Source organism: Pseudomonas tritici (assembly GCF_014268275.3).
Taxonomy (GTDB): Bacteria; Pseudomonadota; Gammaproteobacteria; order Pseudomonadales; family Pseudomonadaceae; genus Aquipseudomonas; species Aquipseudomonas tritici.
This window is the reverse complement of sequence record NZ_CP077084.1, coordinates 2,978,564-2,995,922: the sequence shown is the minus strand read 5'-3', so window position 1 is coordinate 2,995,922 and position 17,359 is coordinate 2,978,564. Positions and strand designations below refer to the sequence as shown.

Below are 17,359 nucleotides of genomic sequence, written 5' to 3'. Positions count from 1 at the left end.
CCTGCCTGCTCGCCTGGGCGCTGTCGCGCCACAAGTGTCCATTTTTTTAACACCCCCCTGCCCTGAATCGCCCGTGCTCAGCGCATTCACCGTTTTGTCATGCGTGTTGTTACAGCGCTGATACAGCCAGTGAAGCGTTTGCGCAGTGGCTAAGCCTGTGGGCCCACGCAGGGTGCTGTTTCATGGATGAAACAGCGATGCCATCACTTTGCCCATCAATTCCCATAACACATTGAATACCAAGGCTAAATAAAAAGCGGCACGGCTTCTGCTCTATCCCTTACAGCGCTGTTTAGGGTCAGCGCGAAGAATAAGGAATGCCGCCGTGAATACATTCACTCAAGGTTCGATGAACGTTTTGCTGATCAGCTGTGCACTCAGTGCCGGCCTCAGTGTTCCGAGCTATGCGGGTGACGGCGTTATCGTGACTGGCCGCGACGTACAGGGCCACATGTATGGCCGATCTGCATTTGGCAAAGACCCCTACCCCTCCACCGCCAATGCCAACCCGAGCCGCGAGATCCTGGGGTCCACCGGCGAGCTCAGTGACATGGACATCGGTGTCATCAGCAGCGGCTCAAGCATCACCCACGCCATCATCCCAAACGGCAACATCCCCGGTTTGAATAATACCCAAGGCAGCGTGTCGACACTCGGTTCCGGCGCCGCCGTCAGCCATGGTGCAGGCGCCTCCGTGGGCGGGCAGATCAGCGATTCGATCCAGCGTGGCATGGCCCCTCTGAACAATATCGGCAGCATGATGGGGGGCAAATAATGAAACGTTCCCTGCTGCTTCTCGCCCTGCTGGGCAGCGCGGCGGCCATGGCCGACAACACCGCGGTGATCAACAACAGCGGCAAAGACTACAACGGCAACGTAATGATCAACCAGGCGGCGGGCAATCAGCAGCAGATGGCCAACAACCGTGCCGTCGCACTCGGTGGCCAGGCCACCACCAGCAACATCCAGAACATGAACGGTAAGGTCGACCCCTCCCTGAACGCCAAGGCGTCGATCGAGGGCACTTCTTTTACCAATGGCAACGGCATGGTGGGCATCAACCAGTCCGCCGGGGCCAATAACCAATCAATCAATGCCGTGCGGATCAGCATCAACCCTGGCCCGCAAAGCATCGACGACAGCGTCCTGTTGCAACAGAACACGACGACGCTGGCAACCGACTCAGGGCTCACCCCCACCACTGGCAGCCGCCAGGTCGTGACAAGCGACCAGGCCTTCACCGGCAGCCGAGGAGTGATTCAGGTGAACCAGAGTGCAGGGGTGGGGAACCGAGTGGCTAACACCCTGGGCATCACTATCAAGTAACCGCTTGGTAGCACACGTTAGACCGTACCAACACTTAACCAACTAATTAGAAGCAAGGAGAAACACCATGAAACCTCAAATGGCTCTGAAACCAATGGTTTTCGCTCTCGCCGCACTCATGGCTGCCGCCGCTCAAGCTGGTGGCTGGCACCCAGCGCCTCAGCCAACCGGTACTGTTGCCGCCGTGGTTACGGATGTACAAAACAGCGCGGGCAACAAGTTCGACGACACCAAAACCGAAAATAACGCCTCTGCCGATGACTCGGTAACCGGGAACAGCGGTAACGTCGGTGTGAACGTTCAAGCCGGCAGCGGTAACCAGGCAGACAACTCTGGCGCCATCTCCAGCGCCAAAGGCGACTTCGCCACCGTGTTTGCCGTAGTCGATGTGAATCAAAACAGCGGCCTGAACAACTTCGTCAACAAAGGCACTCAAAACAACGCCTCCTTGGATAGATCGGCTAACGGTAACTCCGGCAACCTGGGCTACAACGGCCAGGCCGGTCAAGGCAACCAAGGCAAAAACAACCTGGCAATCACCACGGCTGATGGCAAAAACATCGCAGCCGCCGCCAACACCGAGCAAAACTCGCTCGCCAACAACTACCTCAATACCGCCGCTAGCGGGTACGGCCATTACGGCAAACCTCAATACGTGTCGAACAACTCCAGCGCCGACAACTCGATTAACCGCAACTCCGGCAACGTGGGTGTGAACCTTCAATCCGGTGCCGGCAACCAAGGCAGCAACAGCCTGTCGATCGGCCAGGGTTGCAGCGTCTGCGCCAGCGGCGTGCGCTTCTGATCCAACGGGGCCTTGGCAACAAGGCCCTTTTTTATTTCCTGGTTTTTGTATCAGTACCCAGCAGGTCATACGATCATGCGCTTAGCAACCCTCAGCCTCTTGATGCTGCTCACCGGCCCTACCTGGGCAGGCACCATGGCGATCTCCGCCATGCCTGGCGGTGCAGTCATCTACAAAAAGGTCGAGAGTATCCGTGAACGCCGGTTCGCCAACCTGGTGGAACAGAAAACCGATTTCAGCTGCGGTGCTGCGGCACTCGCCACCATCCTGCGCCAGGGCTATTGGCTCGACGTAGACGAAGACCACGTCATCAAAGGCATGCTGGTCAATGCAGACCAGGACCTGGTACGTACCCAGGGCTTTTCCATGCTGGACATGAAGCGCTACCTCGAAAGCATCGGCATGCGTGCCCGGGGCTACAAAATCGGGCCAGATACCCTGGCGACCGTGAAGATCCCCGTGGTGGTGTTGCTGGAAATTCGTGGCTACAAGCACTTCGTGGTGTTGCAGCGCGCGGACAAGGAGTGGGTCTATGTCGGTGACCCAGTGCTGGGCCACAAGCGCTATTCACACGACGACTTCGTCAAAGGCTGGAATGGCATCGTCTTCGCCGTGCTGGGTGAAGGCTACGACAAGGCCAACGCCTTGCTTGACCCGCCCACGCCACTGACCGCCAAGAACCAGTTGAATGAGTTCAGGCCCGTAGGCGATGCCGAGCTGATGGACTTCGGTTTCATCCAGAGCGACTTCTTCTAAGAAGCGCAACAAGGGGCAGGACGCTCCAGGAGCAAGAGATGAACACTTCCCGTTGGCTGACGGTCTTGTGTCTGGCAGCCTCAATGCCCGCTTATGCTTCATCGGGGTTCAAGCCGATTGAGCTCAAGGATTCGGAAATGGCCGAACTGCGCGGCCGGTATGTGATGCCGGGGCGGATTATCAGTTTCGGTATTGTCATGAGCAGCACCTGGACCAATGCCATAGGCGACACCATCACCGGCAAGGCCAGCATGCAAGTCGACTCGTCCACCCTCACACCGCAGTTTTACGTGCAGACCACCGGCTCGTCCGGCACGGGCACCCACCAGAATACCGGCACCGGTAACGTGGTCGGGGGCGCAGGCCTGGGCACCGGCACGGGCGTGACCCAAAGCGTACGCACCGCCGGCGATGGCAACACCGCCTACAACAATGTCGGTATCAACGTCACAGAGAATGGCTTCGCCCCGTCCAACATCGTGCAATCGGGGCAAGTGCTGGTGGCAGGTGGCACAGTCAGCGGCGACAGCGCGGCCGGCCGTGTGAGCGTATCGGCCAACAATGGCGGCTTGCAGATGGCGATCCAAGGCAATCATAACCAGGGCAACAGCCTCCAGCAGATTGGCGGCGGGCAAGTGCTCCAAGGCACGGTGTTGACCGGCGATAGAAACTTCGTCACCAACATGACCCAGCTCAATGTGGTGATGAACAACGGCCTGACCAACCCGGCATTGAACTGCAATCTGGACCAACTCAAAGGCCTACGTACTCTCGGGTATTGAACTACGCTGACCCTCGACACTTTCGCATTAGAAAAGGACGGCTTATTTCATGCATCGATCGTTATCGCTACGCGCGGTGGTCTGTTTAAGTACGCTCTTGCCCGCATCCATGTTGTATGCCGCGCCAGACGCCGATATCGAAACCCTCAAACAGGAACTTCTGGAACTCAAGCAGCGGTACGAAGTACAACAAAAAGCCTTGGCGGTGTTGGAGCAGCGGGTTCGTCAAGTCGAGGACCAACCGGCCACACCGGCGCCCAAACGCCTGGCCAAATCCCCGGCAGACTTTCAGAAGGCCAGCGGCACAACTGTCGCCGGTACCGGCGCGGCAGCGGCATCAGGCGGTGCGGGAGGTGGTGGCAGTTCCTACGGTCAGTCGCTCAAGGACGATTCGGCGCCGGCGCAAAGCGTGAGCAACCTCTACAACGAGGCCAGCGGCTTTTTTGGCAATGGCAAGTTCAGCTTTGAAACCGGTGTGACCTATGCGCGCTACGACGCTCGCCAACTTACGCTCAACGGCTTCCTGGCGCTGGACTCGATCTTCCTGGGCAATATCAACCTGGACCGGATCAAGTCGGATAACTGGACCCTGGACCTGACCGGCCGCTACAACGTCGACAACCGTTGGCAGTTCGACGTGAACGTGCCGGTGGTGTACCGCGAATCGACCTACCAGTCCGGCGGTGCCGGCAACAACGCCAACGCCACCTCGGAAGAATCGGTGAGTCGAGACCCGACCATCGGCGACGTCAACTTCGGTGTGGCCTACAAGTTCCTCGACGAAACCCCGACCCTGCCGGATGCCGTGGTGTCGGTACGCGTCAAAGCGCCTACGGGCAAAGAACCGTTTGGCATCAAGCTGGTGCGGTCTACCGCCAACGACAACCTGTATGTGCCGGAAAACCTGCCTACGGGTAACGGGGTGTGGTCGATCACGCCGGGTATCTCGCTGGTCAAGACGTTCGACCCGGCCGTGCTGTTTGGCTCGCTGTCGTATACCCATAACTTCGAGGAGTCGTTTGACGATATCAGCAGTGACGTCAACCAGAAGGTCGGCGGCAAGGTCAGCCTGGGTGACAGCTTCCAGCTCGGCCTTGGTGTGGCCTTCGCGCTGAACGAGAAGATGAGTATGTCGTTCTCGGTGTCCGACCTGATCCAGCGCAAGAGCAAGCTTAAGCCTAACGGTGGGGACTGGCAGTCGGTGGTGTCCAGCGATGCCAACGCGGGTTACTTCAACGTGGGCATGACGATTGCGGCGACGGAAAACCTGACGATCGTGCCTAACCTGGCGATCGGGATGACGGATGATGCGCCGGACTTTACGTTTAGCCTGAAATTCCCGTACTACTTCTGACACCACGCAGCCCAAGTAAATACAGCGCACAAGGAAAAGCCCCGCAACGATAAGGGTCGTTGCGGGGCTTTTCGGTTTACCCGCCCTAGCGGATCTGGTGTTTGTGCAGCAACCGGTAGAACGTGGGCCGGGAAACGCCCAGTACACGGGCCGCCACACTCAAGTTGTCGCTGTGCCGATTGAGCACGTCGCACAGCGCCTGGCGTTCGGCGCGGTGCTTATAGTCTTCCAGTGTAGCCATGGGCGGCGAAATTGCCTGCTGGCCGTGCAACCCCAGATCAACGGCTTCGATCTGGCGTCCTTCGGCGAGCACCAGCCCGCGGCGTACGCGGTTGGCCAACTCGCGCACATTGCCAGGCCAAGAGTGCTCGCCCATCGCGACGAGGGCGTCATCACTGAAACTACGCGGGCGACGACCGGTTTCCTGACTGTAGAAACGTGAAAAGTGGTTGGCCAGCATCGCGATGTCGCCATGGCGGTCGCGCAACGGTGCGGTCACCACTTGCAGGACATTGAGGCGGTAATACAAGTCTTCGCGAAAGGTGCCCTTCTCCACCGCGGCTTCCAGGTCGACGTGGGTGGCGGCCAATACCCGCACATCCACCGGGATCGGCTGGCTGCCGCCGACCCGCTCGATCTGCTTTTCCTGGAGAAACCGCAAGAGATTGGCTTGCAGCTCCATCGGCAGATCGCCAATTTCATCCAGGAACAACGTGCCGCCATTGGCCGCCTCGATTCGCCCGACCTTGCGTTGATGGGCGCCGGTGAACGCACCTTTTTCATGGCCGAACAATTCGGATTGAATCAAGTGTTCAGGGATCGCACCGCAGTTGATCGCCACAAACGGCTTGGCATGCCGCTGGGATTGGCGATGAAGGGTCTTGGCCACCAGCTCTTTGCCGGTGCCGCTGTCGCCTCGAATCAACACGGGAGATTCGGTAGGCGCCAGTTTCGACAATAATTTGCGCAGTTCGCGAATGGGCCGGCTGTCACCGAGCAATTCGTGCTCGGGCTCGTCCACCGGGGTATGGCCCTTGCCCCGCAACCGTCCCATGCCAAAGGCACGGCCCAGGGTCACCTGCACGCGGGCGACGTCGAAGGGCAAGGTATGGAAGTCAAAGAACCATTCGCAGACAAAGTCACCGAAGTTCTGCAGCCGTAGCACATCCTGGTCGAGCACGGCGATCCACTCGGTCCCACTGCGGCCGATCAGCTCTTTGACGGCTTCGGGTCGTTCCAGGTGAGCGGGCTGCAAGCGCAGTAGGCCGACGTCGCAGGATCGGTCGCCCACCGCGTCCAAGCTGCAACTGTCGACTTCCCACCCCGCCGTGCGCAAACCGGGCAGCAGCCCGTGGCAGTCATCACAAGGATCAACTACTAGCAATCGGCGTTGAACGGGGGGTCCACCCATGACTGTTCCTTGGCGTCAAAATCATTAAATTTATTTAGAAACAACAGTTTGGAACGTCTGTTGCTAACCCTAGCAAGGTCTTGACGCAGTCCTTGTAACGTTTCGCTATAAGTCTGGGCAGAAAGCCATCTCCTTGCGTTCGAGCCGATAAAAGTTACGCGACGCTGAAACTTTCAATCAGCTTTCAAAACAGCCGCTTACATGACGTTAATCACTAAATGTTGAAAATAGTTGTTCTAATATGTGACCCGTACCCGGCCATCGTGCATCAGTACAAGTAACCCGCCGCACGGTCAGCCCAACCGCCGGCACTCACTTGAATGGGCAATGAGAGAGAACCCACATGAACGCCCCGCTCCGCATCAACGAAGCTCTTTTGATCGCAGACCGTGCCTTCCAACCCTTTCAGTGCGTGGCTTGGCACGATGGCAACGGCGCCCTGAGCCTGAGTGTCATCGACCGCACCAATACCCGCATCGGCAGCAAACAACTGTCCTCAAGTGCCTATACCGACCCGACGCAGTTGGAAAACTTGCTGTTGCAAGCCCGTGCCGAGCTCGATAAAGATGGCCATCAGTTGCAATCCTGGGCAATGCCCAAGTAATCCAACGCTGTAACTTGCGCTCATCGGTTTAAATGAGCGCAAGTTCAGTGTTAGAGCGAAAACCGCTTATCGCTTCGCGAGAATAAACCGCTCGATCGCTTCGGCAGCGCCGTCTTCGAGATTGCTGCCAGTGACCACACTGGCCTGGCGCTTGACGGTTTCTTCAGCCTGCCCCATGGCAATCGATAACGCGGCTACATGAAACATCGCCGGGTCATTGCCACCATCGCCGATAGCCGCCGTCTGCTCCAAGGGGACCCCAAGGTGCGCCGCCAGGGTTTTCAAGGCCTCGCCCTTGTTGGCCAACATCGCGGTGACATCCAGGTACACCGGTTGCGAGCGTGACACTTGGGCCAACCCCTGCACCTTGGGCTGCAGCTGCGCTTCCAGCTCCACCAGCAATTGCGTGTTGTTGCTGGCAGCGACAATCTTGTCGATCCGGTCCAGGTACGGCTCAAAACTCTCCACCACTACCGGCCCGTATCCCAGACCATCGGCTTCGCGCTGCTCCATCGGCCCTGGCGGGTCACGGCGCAGCCAGTCGCCATCGGCAAACACCCACACTTCCACCTCCGGCTCCGCTGAAAACAGCGCCAGGGTGACCAGCGCCGCTTCTGCCGGCAGATGGTGGGCGACCAGGATGCTGCCATCCGGGTTGATCAGCGTGCCACCGTTAAAGCCCGCCACCGGCACATCGATGCCGAAGGTTTCGATCAGGTGCAGCATGGCCTTGGGCGGTCGCCCGCTGGCCAGGCTGAAAAACACCCCACTGTCGCGCAAGGCGCGCACGGCATCGGCAGTGCGCTGGCTGAGGCTGTGATCAGGATGCAACAACGTGCCGTCCACATCACTGAGGATAAAACGGATGGGATGAATCGCTGCGTCACTCATCCGAGGCTGTGCCAGGCACGGCCATCACGGGCCAGCAACGCATCGGCGGCTGCAGGCCCATCTTCACCCGCCTTGTAGGCCTGGATCCCGTCATCTTCCTGCCACGCATCGAGGAAGGGCTGCACGGCGCGCCAGCCGTTTTCGATGTTGTCCGCACGCTGGAACAAGGTCTGGTCGCCGGTCATGCAGTCGTAGATCAGCGTTTCGTACCCGGTCGAGGGCTGCATCTCGAAGAAGTCCTTGTAGGCAAAACCCAGCTGGATGTTGGCCATGTCCAGGGTCGGCCCGGGCTTTTTTGCCAGCAGGTCGAACCACATGCCTTCATTCGGCTGGATCTGGATTTTCAGGTAGGTGGGCTTGAGCTCATCGACTTCGGTATCGCGAAACTGTGCATAGGGTGCCGGCTTGAAGCAGATCACGATTTCGGTGTCGCGCACGCTCATGCGCTTGCCGGTGCGCAGGTAGAACGGCACGCCGACCCAGCGCCAGTTGTCGATCATCACCTTGAGGGCGACGAAGGTCTCAGTGCTGCTGTCAGGTGCAACGTTGGCTTCTTCGCGGTAACCCGGCAGTGGCTTACCGCCGATTTCACCGGCGGTGTACTGCCCGCGTACCGAGTTGGTCCGCGCATCTTCCAATGACCAGGGGCGTACGGCGCCAATCACCTTGGCTTTTTCACCGCGCACGGCGTCGGCACCAAAGGCGGCAGGTGGCTCCATCGCCACCATTGCCAGCAGTTGGAACAAGTGATTGGGTACCATGTCGCGCAGGGTGCCGGTCTTCTCGAAGAAATTGCCACGGGTTTCAACGCCGACGGTTTCGGCGGCGGTGATTTGCACGTGGTCGATGTAATGGTTGTTCCAGAACGCTTCGAACAGCACGTTGGAGAAACGGCTGATCATGATGTTCTGCACCGTCTCCTTGCCCAAGTAATGGTCGATGCGATAGATCTGCTTCTCGCTCATCACTTTGAGCAGGCTGGCATTCAGCGCTTCGGCGGTGGCCAGGTCGGAGCCGAAAGGTTTTTCGATCACCACGCGACGGAAGCTGTCATCGGTTTCCGTCAGCAGGCCAGCACTGCCCAGGCGCTGCACCACGTCGCTGAAAAAACGCGGTGCGGTGGCCAGGTAGAACACCGCGTTGCCGGTGCCGCTGTCGGCGATCTTCTTGCCGATGTCGGCGTAGGTGCTGTCGTCGAGAAAATCACCCTCGACGTAGCTGATGCCCTTGGCCAACTGCGCCCACAATTGTGGGTCCAGGGCGTTATCCGCATTCCCCTTGACCTTGCTCGCCGCTTCGGTGCGAATGAAGTCTTCGAGTTTCTTGGCGAAATCGGCGTCGCTGATCGCGTTGTGATCAACGCCGACGATGCGCAAGCCGTCGCCCAGCAGCCCATCACGACTGAGGTTGTACAGCGCCGGCATGAGCAGGCGCTTGACCAGGTCGCCATGGGCGCCAAACAGAAACAAGGTGGTCGGAGGTGCGGGTTCGGCCTTGGTTTTTTTGCCGTTGGCGGTCATTTTTTGGAAGTCTCCACGTGACCACCAAAGCCGAAGCGCATGGCTGAGAGCATTTTGTCACCGTACGTGCTCTGCTGGCGCGAGCGGAATCGGGCGAACAGCGAGGTGGACAGTACGGGCACTGGCACGGCTTGTTCCATGGCGGCTTCGATGGTCCAGCGGCCTTCGCCACTGTCGGCAACGGAACCGGAGTAACCGTCGAGTTTCGGGTCGGTGGCCAAGGCGTCGGCGGTCAGGTCCAGCAGCCAGGACGACACCACACTGCCACGGCGCCAGACTTCGGCAATATCGGCAACGTTCAGGTCGAAACGCTGGTCTTGCGGCAGGTTTTCCGAATTCTTGGTCTTGAGGATGTCAAAACCCTCGGCGAACGCCTGCATCATCCCGTATTCGATGCCATTGTGGATCATCTTGACGAAATGCCCGGAGCCCGCAGGGCCGGCGTGGATATAGCCCTGCTCGGCGCGAGGGTCAGCGCTGGCAGAACGGTCCTTGGTGCGCGGAATGTTGCCCAGGCCCGGGGCCAGGCTCTTGAAGATAGGATCAAGGCGCTGCACGGTCCCGGTATCGCCACCGATCATCATGCAGTAGCCACGCTCCAGGCCCCAGACGCCGCCGGAAGTACCGACGTCGACATAGTGCAGGCCTTTTTCCGCCAGCGCCTTGGCCCGGCGAACGTCGTCCTTATAGTTGGTGTTGCCGCCGTCGATGATTGCATCACCGTCTTCCAGCAGTGTGCTCAGTTCGTTGATGGTGTCTTCGGTAGGCGCGCCTGCCGGCAACATTACCCACACGGTGCGTGGCTTTTGCAGCCCGGCAACCAGGGCCTTAAGGTCAGCAACGCCAGTGGCGCCCTCTTCGCTCAAGCCTTTTACAAATGCTTCGTTACGGTCGTAAACAACGGTGGTATGCCCATTGAGCATCAGGCGCCGTGCAATATTCCCGCCCATGCGGCCTAGTCCAATAATCCCCAGTTGCATGTGCTGATGCTCCTAACTACTAAAAAATGTGTGACATAGTTTATAGCGCAATGAGGCTAATGAGGGTTAGTCCAGCGCGGATACCTGTAGTTTCATGACAAAAAATTTGCCATCATTTCAGCATCACTGCACAAAAAGTCACACGACCTTCAAAAATAAAAAAGTTCCATTGCTCGCAAAAAGAATTCAGAATTGCCCTGACTGCTGCCGAGAACCTCGACTCAAGCGTTCTGGCACACCGCGACACACTGGCTATTTGCGAGGTAAGCAATGAGCACTGCACAGATGAACCGTCCGCCACAGACCCTCTACGTCACCATTCGACGCGACGAGCTGCGCCAGTTGAAAGACGAACGCGAACAACTGCAGCAGGAAGTCATACGCCTGCGTTCGCACATCATCCAGGCCCAGTTGGATCAGCCTTCCGGCGCCCAGCCGGCGCTCTGCTAAACCCCGTCATCACTTTGTAAGATTACACCTACAAAAATCTCACAAAGTTTTCACACGTCCCTCCCGATACTCCCGCCCGAAGGGCCACCCCATGCAAGGGTGGCCTCTGTTGCGCGCAGCCCTGCGCGTCGACTGAAAAATTATCGGGTTGGAGCGCTGGATGGCGATGTTCGAACGCAGCACCAAGTCTGCGAAAAGCTTTGATTGGGCCGGTCTTGGCTGGCTATTCCTGTTTTTCTGGTACTTCTCGGGTATTACCCAACTGCTGATTCAGCTCAGTGGCACCTCTGGTTTCAGTGGTTTTCGCCAAGCGTTCTTCATGAGTGCGATCTGGCTGGCGCCACTGCTGATATTCCCCCGCCGTACACGCTTGTTCGCCGCCTTGATCGGTGTAGTCCTGTGGGCCTGCTCCATGGCCAGCCTGGGCTATTTCTTCATCTACCAGCAGGAATTTTCCCAAAGCGTCATCTTCATCATGTTCGAGTCGAACATCTCTGAAGCCGGTGAATACGCCACCCAATATTTCGCTTGGTGGATCGTGCTTGCGTTCATCGCCCACACCGCCGTGGCCATTTTCCTATGGACCCGCGTACGCCCGGTGTATCTGCCACGTGGCCAGGCGCTGCTCGCAGCCACGGCGATCCTGGTGGGCGTCATTGGTTACCCGCTGGTCAAGCAGATCGCCCGCAGCGACACGATGGACGATGCCATCGACCGCTTTGAATCGCGCATCGAACCCGCGGTGCCGTGGCAGATGATCGTCGCCTACCGCCGCTACACCGAGCAGTTGGACAACATGCAAGGCATGCTCGACAGCGCCAGCCAGATCCCGCCCCTCACAAACCTAAAGGACAGCATGGCCGGCCAGCCATCAACCCTGGTCCTAGTGATCGGCGAGTCCACCAACCGTCAGCGCATGAGCCTCTACGGCTACCCGCGTAACACCACGCCGGAGCTGGACAAACTGCGCGACCAACTGGCGGTGTTCGACAACGTCATCACCCCGCGCCCCTACACCATCGAAGCGCTGCAACAGGTATTGACCTTCGCTGACGAAGAGAACCCGGACCTGTACCTCAAGACGCCATCCATTGTCAGCGTGATGAAACAGGCCGGCTACAAGACCTACTGGATCACCAACCAACAGACCATGACGAAGCGCAACACCATGCTCACGACCTTTTCCGAACAGGCCGACGAGCAGGTGTACCTGAACAACAACCGCAACCAGAACGCCCGTCAATACGACGGCGACGTACTGGCGCCGTTTTCCAAGGCCCTGGCCGACCCGGCCGAGCGTAAGTTCATCGTGGTGCACCTGTTGGGCACCCACATGAGCTACCAGTATCGCTACCCGCAGACCTTCGATAAATTCACCGACCGCCAGGGCGTGCCGGCTGGGGTGACCGACGATCAACTGCCCACCTACAACAGCTATGACAATGCCGTGCTCTACAACGACTTTGTGGTGTCGAGCCTGATCAAGGACTACGCCAAGACCGATCCAAACGGTTTCCTGCTGTACTTGTCGGACCACGGCGAAGACGTGTTCGACTCGGCGGGCCACAGCACGCTGGGACGCAACGAAAGCAAGCCGACGGCGCCGATGTACACCATTCCGTTCATGGCCTACGCCTCACCAAAATGGCGTGAAAACCACGACTGGAGCTTTGCCGGCGACTTGCAACGGCCTTACAGCAGCTCGCAGCTGATTCATACGTGGGCCGACCTCGCCGGCCTGAGTTTCAACGAGTTGGACCGTACGAAAAGCCTGGTGAGCGACAGCTTCACGGCACGCCCGCAGATGATAGGCAACCCCTACCTGCGCCAACAAAAACCCCTGATTGACTTCAGCCTGATCAAGCCGAAAAAGGTAAGCCCGGCTGACGTAGTCTTCCAGGAACAGCCGGCGCCGTAACAGAAAGATAACAATCATTCTCGTTTAAGCCTAAAGTTCGCCCACTCCTTTCGTCTTTGAACCATGGCCTTTCCCGACCGGAAAGGCCAAAAAGACGACAAGGAGTCTTCTGCGATGTTTGCGCCTCTTACCCGCTCCATGACCTTCACCCTCGGCCTCTTCAGCGTGGTCGCGAGCCCGGATCTGTTGGCTGAAACCGACCCCGAACAGAAAACGTTCGAACTGGGCGCCACGAGCATCACCGCCGAAAGCCTTGGCGCCACCACTGAACACACGGGCGCCTACACGACCGGTTCGATGAGTACCGCCACCCGCCTTAACCTGTCCGTCAAGGAAACCCCGCAGTCGATCTCGGTGATCACTCGCCAGCAGATGGATGATTTCAATCTCAATACGTTGACAGAGGTGCTGCGCCAGACCACGGGGGTCAACGTTCAGCACAACGACTCCGACCGCGTCTCCTACTCCTCGCGTGGTTATGGCATCAGCAACTACCAGATTGATGGGATGCTCAACACCTTTGGCTACATGAAATCCGATGCCGACACCATCATCTACGACCACATCGAGGTGGTTCGTGGTGCCACCGGCTTGACCACCGGCGCCGGCGACCCCTCCGCCACGGTCAATATGGTGCGCAAGCGCCCTACCGCTCAATGGCAGGCGCAAACCGGGGTAAAGGCCGGCAGCTACGACAACTACTACAGCTACATGGATGTGGGCGGTCCGCTGGCATTCGACGGCAAGCTGCGCGGGCGCACGGTGCTGGCCTACCGCGACAGCCAATCCTTGCGTGATAACTACGCGCTGCAACGGGCGGTTGGCTACGGCATTCTTGAAGCAGATTTATCAGACGAAACCGTACTGGCCGTAGGTTTTGATTACCAGAACAAGCAAGTGCAAGGCACGTCCTGGGGCACCGTGCCTTACTGGAATAGCCAGGGTGGCAAGGCCGGTCTGTCGCGCTCGACCAATATGGCGGCGCACTGGAGTTCCTGGCCGCTGACCGACAAGACAACCTTCGCCAGCCTCGATCATCGGCTGGGCGGTGATTGGCATTTAAAGGCAGCCTATACCCATCGCCAGAGCGACACGGATGGCAAGGTGTACTACGGCGGCGCGGGTTTCCCCAATGACGACCGCAGCGGCATGACTGCCTGGGCCAGCCACATGCGTGGCACCTCAAGAATGGAAGCTGTCGACCTCAACCTTGCCGGCAGCTACGCGTTGCTGGGCCGCGAACATGCACTGATGATGGGTTATGGCGAGGCCACGCAGCGCGACGTGTCCCCAGTGATGCGCAGCAGCATCCCAGGTGGCTACTACACGATCGACGACTGGAAATACATGGGCGGGATTGGCAAGTTCGGCGACACCGTTACCGACCTCAAGGGTGAACACAGCAGCAAGCAACAGAAAGCCGGCTACTTGGCCACGCGCTTGAGTCTCACCGAGCGCTTGCACGCCGTACTGGGCAGCCGCTATGGCAGTTGGGCGTTGGAGAGCGCGACGCCCGAATACGGTGACGATGATCAGTTGATCGCGGCCAACAAGACTCGCCAGACCCACAATGACCTGTGGACGCCTTACGCCGGCCTGCTCTACGACATCACGCCGGAATACACCGTCTACGCCAGCTACACCGACATCTTCAAGCCGCAAAGCCTCAAGGACGTCAACCGCAAGTACCTGGAACCGGTGGTGGGCAGCAACTATGAGGTGGGTCTCAAGGGAAGTTTGCTGAAAGAACGCTTGAACGTGGCGGCAGCGTACTTCTGGAGCACACAGGACAACGTCGCTGAGCGGGATGAATCGGCCCTGCCTAACCCGACCACGGGTGAGGAGTACTACAAGTCCGGCGGCAAAGGTAACAAGGTCAACGGCTTCGAATTGGAGGTTGCCGGCGAAGTGATGCCGGACTGGAACCTGACGGCGGGCTACACCTACACCCACTCCGTTAATGGCTCGGACAAGCGCAACAACACCGGGCAGCCATTGAATTTGCTGAAGGTGTCCAGCGCCTACCGTTTGCCGGGGACGTGGCGAAACCTGACGGTGGGGGGGGCCGTCAACTGGCAGAGCGATATCTATGAGTTCAGCGACAGGCCTACAGGGCAACGTGTCGGTAATCGGCTGGTCACCGAACGGGCGAAAATCATCCAGCAGGCCTACGCAGTGGTCAACCTGATGTCCCGCTACCAGTTCGACGAACACGTTTCGGCGTCGATCAACGTCAATAATCTATTTGATAAAAAATATTACGAACGCGTCGGCTTCTATAACGGCGTTTATTGGGGCGACCCGCGCGCTATCACGCTTGCGCTGGATTGGAAGCTTTAAAATACAGCTTATATGACCGCCAAGCTTAACAAAATCGTTAAGGTTGGCGGCTATCCCGTTAAGCTTCGCTTAATCCACCCTGCACATAATCGGCCCCACGAGTCTGATCCAAGAGAACAGACACCGATCACACTTTATGGGAATACCGACAATGAAAATCTCGACGCTGATGCTTGCTGGCTTAATGACCTTGAGTTCCGCCGCCGCCTTTGCCGAAGGCGGTTCAGAGCGTTCCAAAGAGTTTTACGCTAACTTTAATTTCATGCAGGACAAGGCGCACGGCACAACCGAGCAAACGGCCTCCAGCGATGTAAAAAACTCGAAAAGCGATGACGCACAGCAACCAAAAAGTTGATGTACTGTAATACTCTTTATCATTCCGCTCCGTTGACAAAGATTAACTTGGCGCCATGTAATGGCGCCTTTTTAATTGCCCGTCAAACCCCTGTTTTTTACAGCGACTTATTCCAAAACAACATGGCGCCATACGCGGGATCAAACTTAGCGCCATCAAATCCGAACTTGCGGTACGCGGCCTTCGCTACTTCATTGCCCTCAAGCACTTCCAGGGTAATCTTACAGCAACCGCGTTGACGGGCGATTTCCTCAACCTTCTGCAGCATTTTCTGACTCAAGCCCAAGCCACGGAACTGATCCATTACCACCACGTCATGGACGTTGACCAATGGGCGACAGGCGAAGGTCGAGAAACCTTCAAAACAATTCACCAACCCCGCCGGCTCTCCATTCACAAACGCCAACACGCTGAACGCGTGCGCACGCTTGGCTAATTCGGCCGGCAGTTGCGCTAGCAAATCCGGGTCCAGGCTGTGCCCACCCCCCATCGGATCTTCGGCGTAATGGTTGAGCACCAGCGAAATGGCTTCGGCATGCACGGCGTTGGTGTAGCTGGCTTGCAGCACCAGGATGTCAGGGGTGTCCATTTCCTTCCTCGATAACGGCAACAAGGGATTCGGTTCCCTTTGAGAGGCCCAATTGTAAGCGTGGAAGCACCGCCTGCTGAAGGAGATTAACTACAAATATGCGTTTGAAAACGCGAAGGTTGCGCCGGTAAAAAAGCGCGAATCATTCATTTGCGGATCTTTTCGCACACGCTTCAGCCGTAACGCTGCAACTGCATCTCTCGTAAGCGGCTCAGGGTGCGGCGGAAAGGAAATTCCAGGTAACCCTCGGTGTAGAGGCACTCCAACGGCACTTGAGCCTCCACATACAAAGGCACCCTGCGGTCGTAGCACTCATCCACCAAAGCAATGAACCGACGTACGCCGTTATCACGCACCGACAGCTGCGGCAATTCACGATCCCCGGCCGCTATGCGCTGGGCCCCGTCTTCGGTGCCACGGGCTATGCGGCCCGGGCGTTGTTGCGCGCTAAGGTCAGGCACCTCGCCCAGCAGGATCGCCTTGAAGCGATCGCACAGCAACATGAAGTCCATCGCCGCCAGAGGTTGCTCGCACAGGTCGGCGTAGCGGCACAAGAGCACGGTGTCGCAAGACTGCACGGCGACGATGGAACGATGCCCGACAACGACCGGTCCGCTATGCACCGCCTGCCCTGGGGCCAACTGTCTGAACACATCTGCCAGCGCGTCGGGCTGATTCACCCAATAGCGCTGAATGCCAACGCCTGGGTGTAAACGGTGATCCTCAGCGCCATCCACCGCGACCACCTGCATATGCTGCTCTATCGCCGCAATGCCCGGTAACAGTCGATCGCGGTTGAAGCCATCGGCATACAACTGGTCAGGCGGTTGGTTAGAGGTGCACACCATCACCACGCCTTCCTTGAACATGACTTGAAACAAGCGCCCGAGAATGATTGCGTCACCGATATCACTCACAAACAACTCGTCAAAGCACAGCACGCGCACCTCCGCGCTCAGCTCCCGGGCCAGCGCCTGCAACGGATCGTGGGTGCCGGTCAGCTGGAACAGTCGCTGGTGCACCCACTTCATGAAGTGATGAAAATGCTGGCGTCGCGCGGGCACCCGCAGGCTTTGATAGAACTGGTCCATCAGCCAGGTCTTGCCACGGCCGACCGGGCCCCATAGGTATACGCCGGTGATCGGCGTGCGGCCTTTATGCAGGGCTTCATGGCAGGTTTGTAACGCGTCCACCGCGCGACGCTGGGCGTCGTCGGCAACGAAGCCCTGTTGGGCAATGGCGTATTGGTAGGCAGCGAGGGGCGAGTCAGAAGTCATG

17 protein-coding genes are annotated in these 17,359 nt (G+C 58.3%); 11 read left to right on the top strand and 6 right to left on the bottom strand.

Annotated elements, in window-relative coordinates:
* The first annotated feature begins 325 nt into the window (after positions 1–325).
* The 6 genes from fapA (at position 326) to fapF (ending at position 5,023) form a co-directional block, all read left to right on the top strand.
* Positions 326–775: a fibril amyloid chaperone protein FapA gene (gene fapA, locus HU722_RS13340; RefSeq protein WP_225930689.1), complete on the top strand. Its 450-nt coding sequence runs from the start codon at positions 326–328 to the stop codon at positions 773–775.
* Positions 775–1,326 carry a fibril amyloid subunit FapB gene (fapB, locus tag HU722_RS13335; protein ID WP_065876370.1) on the top strand — a complete coding sequence of 184 codons (552 nt, stop codon included), beginning with the start codon at positions 775–777 and terminating at the stop codon, positions 1,324–1,326. Before fapA ends, fapB begins: the two co-directional genes overlap by 1 nt.
* A gap of 67 nt (positions 1,327–1,393) precedes the next feature.
* A complete protein-coding gene (gene fapC, locus HU722_RS13330) occupies positions 1,394–2,131 on the top strand; it encodes an amyloid-like fimbrin subunit FapC (protein WP_065881575.1) in 738 nt (245 codons plus the stop codon).
* Positions 2,132–2,206: 75 nt separating this feature from the next.
* Positions 2,207–2,887, top strand: coding sequence for a fibril amyloid maturation endopeptidase FapD (fapD, locus tag HU722_RS13325; RefSeq protein ID WP_065876372.1), 681 nt, complete (start codon positions 2,207–2,209; stop codon positions 2,885–2,887).
* Positions 2,888–2,925: 38 nt separating this feature from the next.
* Positions 2,926–3,669 (top strand): fibril amyloid subunit FapE, encoded by a 744-nt coding sequence (gene fapE / locus HU722_RS13320; protein ID WP_065889705.1) that lies wholly within the window; start codon positions 2,926–2,928, stop codon positions 3,667–3,669.
* Positions 3,670–3,718: 49 nt separating this feature from the next.
* Positions 3,719–5,023 carry a fibril amyloid transporter FapF gene (gene fapF / locus HU722_RS13315; protein ID WP_065876374.1) on the top strand — a complete coding sequence of 435 codons (1,305 nt, stop codon included), beginning with the start codon at positions 3,719–3,721 and terminating at the stop codon, positions 5,021–5,023.
* Between the two features lie 85 nt (positions 5,024–5,108).
* Here the strand turns inward: fapF and HU722_RS13310 are convergent, their stop codons facing one another.
* Positions 5,109–6,434, bottom strand: a complete 1,326-nt coding sequence (locus HU722_RS13310; protein ID WP_065876375.1) for a sigma-54 dependent transcriptional regulator — start codon at positions 6,432–6,434, stop codon at positions 5,109–5,111.
* Between the two features lie 343 nt (positions 6,435–6,777).
* Here HU722_RS13310 and HU722_RS13305 point away from each other — a divergent pair, with 343 nt between their 5' ends.
* Complete coding sequence (locus HU722_RS13305) at positions 6,778–7,038, top strand: hypothetical protein (RefSeq protein WP_065881580.1); 261 nt, start codon at positions 6,778–6,780, stop codon at positions 7,036–7,038.
* 66 nt (positions 7,039–7,104) lie between these two features.
* On the opposite strand, the gene HU722_RS13300 is transcribed toward HU722_RS13305, so the two are convergent.
* From HU722_RS13300 to gnd, 3 genes are read right to left on the bottom strand one after another with little or no spacing between them, the layout of a single operon-like run.
* On the bottom strand, positions 7,105–7,929 hold the full coding sequence (locus HU722_RS13300; RefSeq protein WP_065876377.1) for a Cof-type HAD-IIB family hydrolase: 825 nt from the start codon (positions 7,927–7,929) through the stop codon (positions 7,105–7,107).
* Positions 7,926–9,449 (bottom strand): glucose-6-phosphate dehydrogenase, encoded by a 1,524-nt coding sequence (zwf, locus tag HU722_RS13295; protein WP_065876378.1) that lies wholly within the window; start codon positions 9,447–9,449, stop codon positions 7,926–7,928. Before zwf ends, HU722_RS13300 begins: the two co-directional genes overlap by 4 nt.
* Complete coding sequence (gene gnd / locus HU722_RS13290) at positions 9,446–10,429, bottom strand: phosphogluconate dehydrogenase (NAD(+)-dependent, decarboxylating) (protein ID WP_065876379.1); 984 nt, start codon at positions 10,427–10,429, stop codon at positions 9,446–9,448. The genes zwf and gnd overlap by 4 nt, the downstream gene beginning before the upstream one ends.
* Before the next feature lie 270 nt (positions 10,430–10,699).
* On the opposite strand from gnd, the gene HU722_RS13285 reads away from it, so the two are divergent.
* The 4 genes from HU722_RS13285 (at position 10,700) to HU722_RS13270 (ending at position 15,492) form a co-directional block, all read left to right on the top strand.
* Positions 10,700–10,879 carry a DUF6026 family protein gene (locus HU722_RS13285; protein WP_139113268.1) on the top strand — a complete coding sequence of 60 codons (180 nt, stop codon included), beginning with the start codon at positions 10,700–10,702 and terminating at the stop codon, positions 10,877–10,879.
* Between the two features lie 160 nt (positions 10,880–11,039).
* Positions 11,040–12,797 (top strand): phosphoethanolamine transferase CptA, encoded by a 1,758-nt coding sequence (locus HU722_RS13280; protein ID WP_065876380.1) that lies wholly within the window; start codon positions 11,040–11,042, stop codon positions 12,795–12,797.
* A gap of 114 nt (positions 12,798–12,911) precedes the next feature.
* Positions 12,912–15,137 carry a TonB-dependent siderophore receptor gene (locus HU722_RS13275; protein ID WP_065881581.1) on the top strand — a complete coding sequence of 742 codons (2,226 nt, stop codon included), beginning with the start codon at positions 12,912–12,914 and terminating at the stop codon, positions 15,135–15,137.
* A 151-nt stretch (positions 15,138–15,288) separates the two neighbouring features.
* On the top strand, positions 15,289–15,492 hold the full coding sequence (locus HU722_RS13270) for a hypothetical protein (protein WP_065881583.1): 204 nt from the start codon (positions 15,289–15,291) through the stop codon (positions 15,490–15,492).
* A 97-nt stretch (positions 15,493–15,589) separates the two neighbouring features.
* On the opposite strand, the gene HU722_RS13265 is transcribed toward HU722_RS13270, so the two are convergent.
* Positions 15,590–16,081 (bottom strand): GNAT family N-acetyltransferase, encoded by a 492-nt coding sequence (locus HU722_RS13265; protein WP_065876383.1) that lies wholly within the window; start codon positions 16,079–16,081, stop codon positions 15,590–15,592.
* Positions 16,082–16,254: 173 nt separating this feature from the next.
* The gene (gene zapE / locus HU722_RS13260; protein ID WP_065881584.1) at positions 16,255–17,358 is read right to left on the bottom strand and encodes a cell division protein ZapE; all 1,104 of its coding nucleotides are present in this window, start codon (positions 17,356–17,358) and stop codon (positions 16,255–16,257) included.
* Position 17,359 lies beyond the last annotated feature (1 nt).

Bases quoted from the DNA above. Each gene is read 5' to 3' on its own strand.
- fapB (WP_065876370.1), top strand. From the start codon at position 775: ATGAAACGTTCCCTGCTGCTTCTCGCCCTGCTGGGCAGCGCGGCGGCC.
- fapC (WP_065881575.1), top strand. From the start codon at position 1,394: ATGAAACCTCAAATGGCTCTGAAACCAATGGTTTTCGCTCTCGCCGCA.
- fapD (WP_065876372.1), top strand. From the start codon at position 2,207: ATGCGCTTAGCAACCCTCAGCCTCTTGATGCTGCTCACCGGCCCTACC.
- fapE (WP_065889705.1), top strand. From the start codon at position 2,926: ATGAACACTTCCCGTTGGCTGACGGTCTTGTGTCTGGCAGCCTCAATG.
- fapF (WP_065876374.1), top strand. From the start codon at position 3,719: ATGCATCGATCGTTATCGCTACGCGCGGTGGTCTGTTTAAGTACGCTC.
- HU722_RS13310 (WP_065876375.1), bottom strand. From the start codon at position 6,434: ATGGGTGGACCCCCCGTTCAACGCCGATTGCTAGTAGTTGATCCTTGT.
- HU722_RS13305 (WP_065881580.1), top strand. From the start codon at position 6,778: ATGAACGCCCCGCTCCGCATCAACGAAGCTCTTTTGATCGCAGACCGT.
- HU722_RS13300 (WP_065876377.1), bottom strand. From the start codon at position 7,929: ATGAGTGACGCAGCGATTCATCCCATCCGTTTTATCCTCAGTGATGTG.
- zwf (WP_065876378.1), bottom strand. From the start codon at position 9,449: ATGACCGCCAACGGCAAAAAAACCAAGGCCGAACCCGCACCTCCGACC.
- gnd (WP_065876379.1), bottom strand. From the start codon at position 10,429: ATGCAACTGGGGATTATTGGACTAGGCCGCATGGGCGGGAATATTGCA.
- HU722_RS13285 (WP_139113268.1), top strand. From the start codon at position 10,700: ATGAGCACTGCACAGATGAACCGTCCGCCACAGACCCTCTACGTCACC.
- HU722_RS13280 (WP_065876380.1), top strand. From the start codon at position 11,040: ATGGCGATGTTCGAACGCAGCACCAAGTCTGCGAAAAGCTTTGATTGG.
- HU722_RS13275 (WP_065881581.1), top strand. From the start codon at position 12,912: ATGTTTGCGCCTCTTACCCGCTCCATGACCTTCACCCTCGGCCTCTTC.
- HU722_RS13270 (WP_065881583.1), top strand. From the start codon at position 15,289: ATGAAAATCTCGACGCTGATGCTTGCTGGCTTAATGACCTTGAGTTCC.
- HU722_RS13265 (WP_065876383.1), bottom strand. From the start codon at position 16,081: ATGGACACCCCTGACATCCTGGTGCTGCAAGCCAGCTACACCAACGCC.
- zapE (WP_065881584.1), bottom strand. From the start codon at position 17,358: ATGACTTCTGACTCGCCCCTCGCTGCCTACCAATACGCCATTGCCCAA.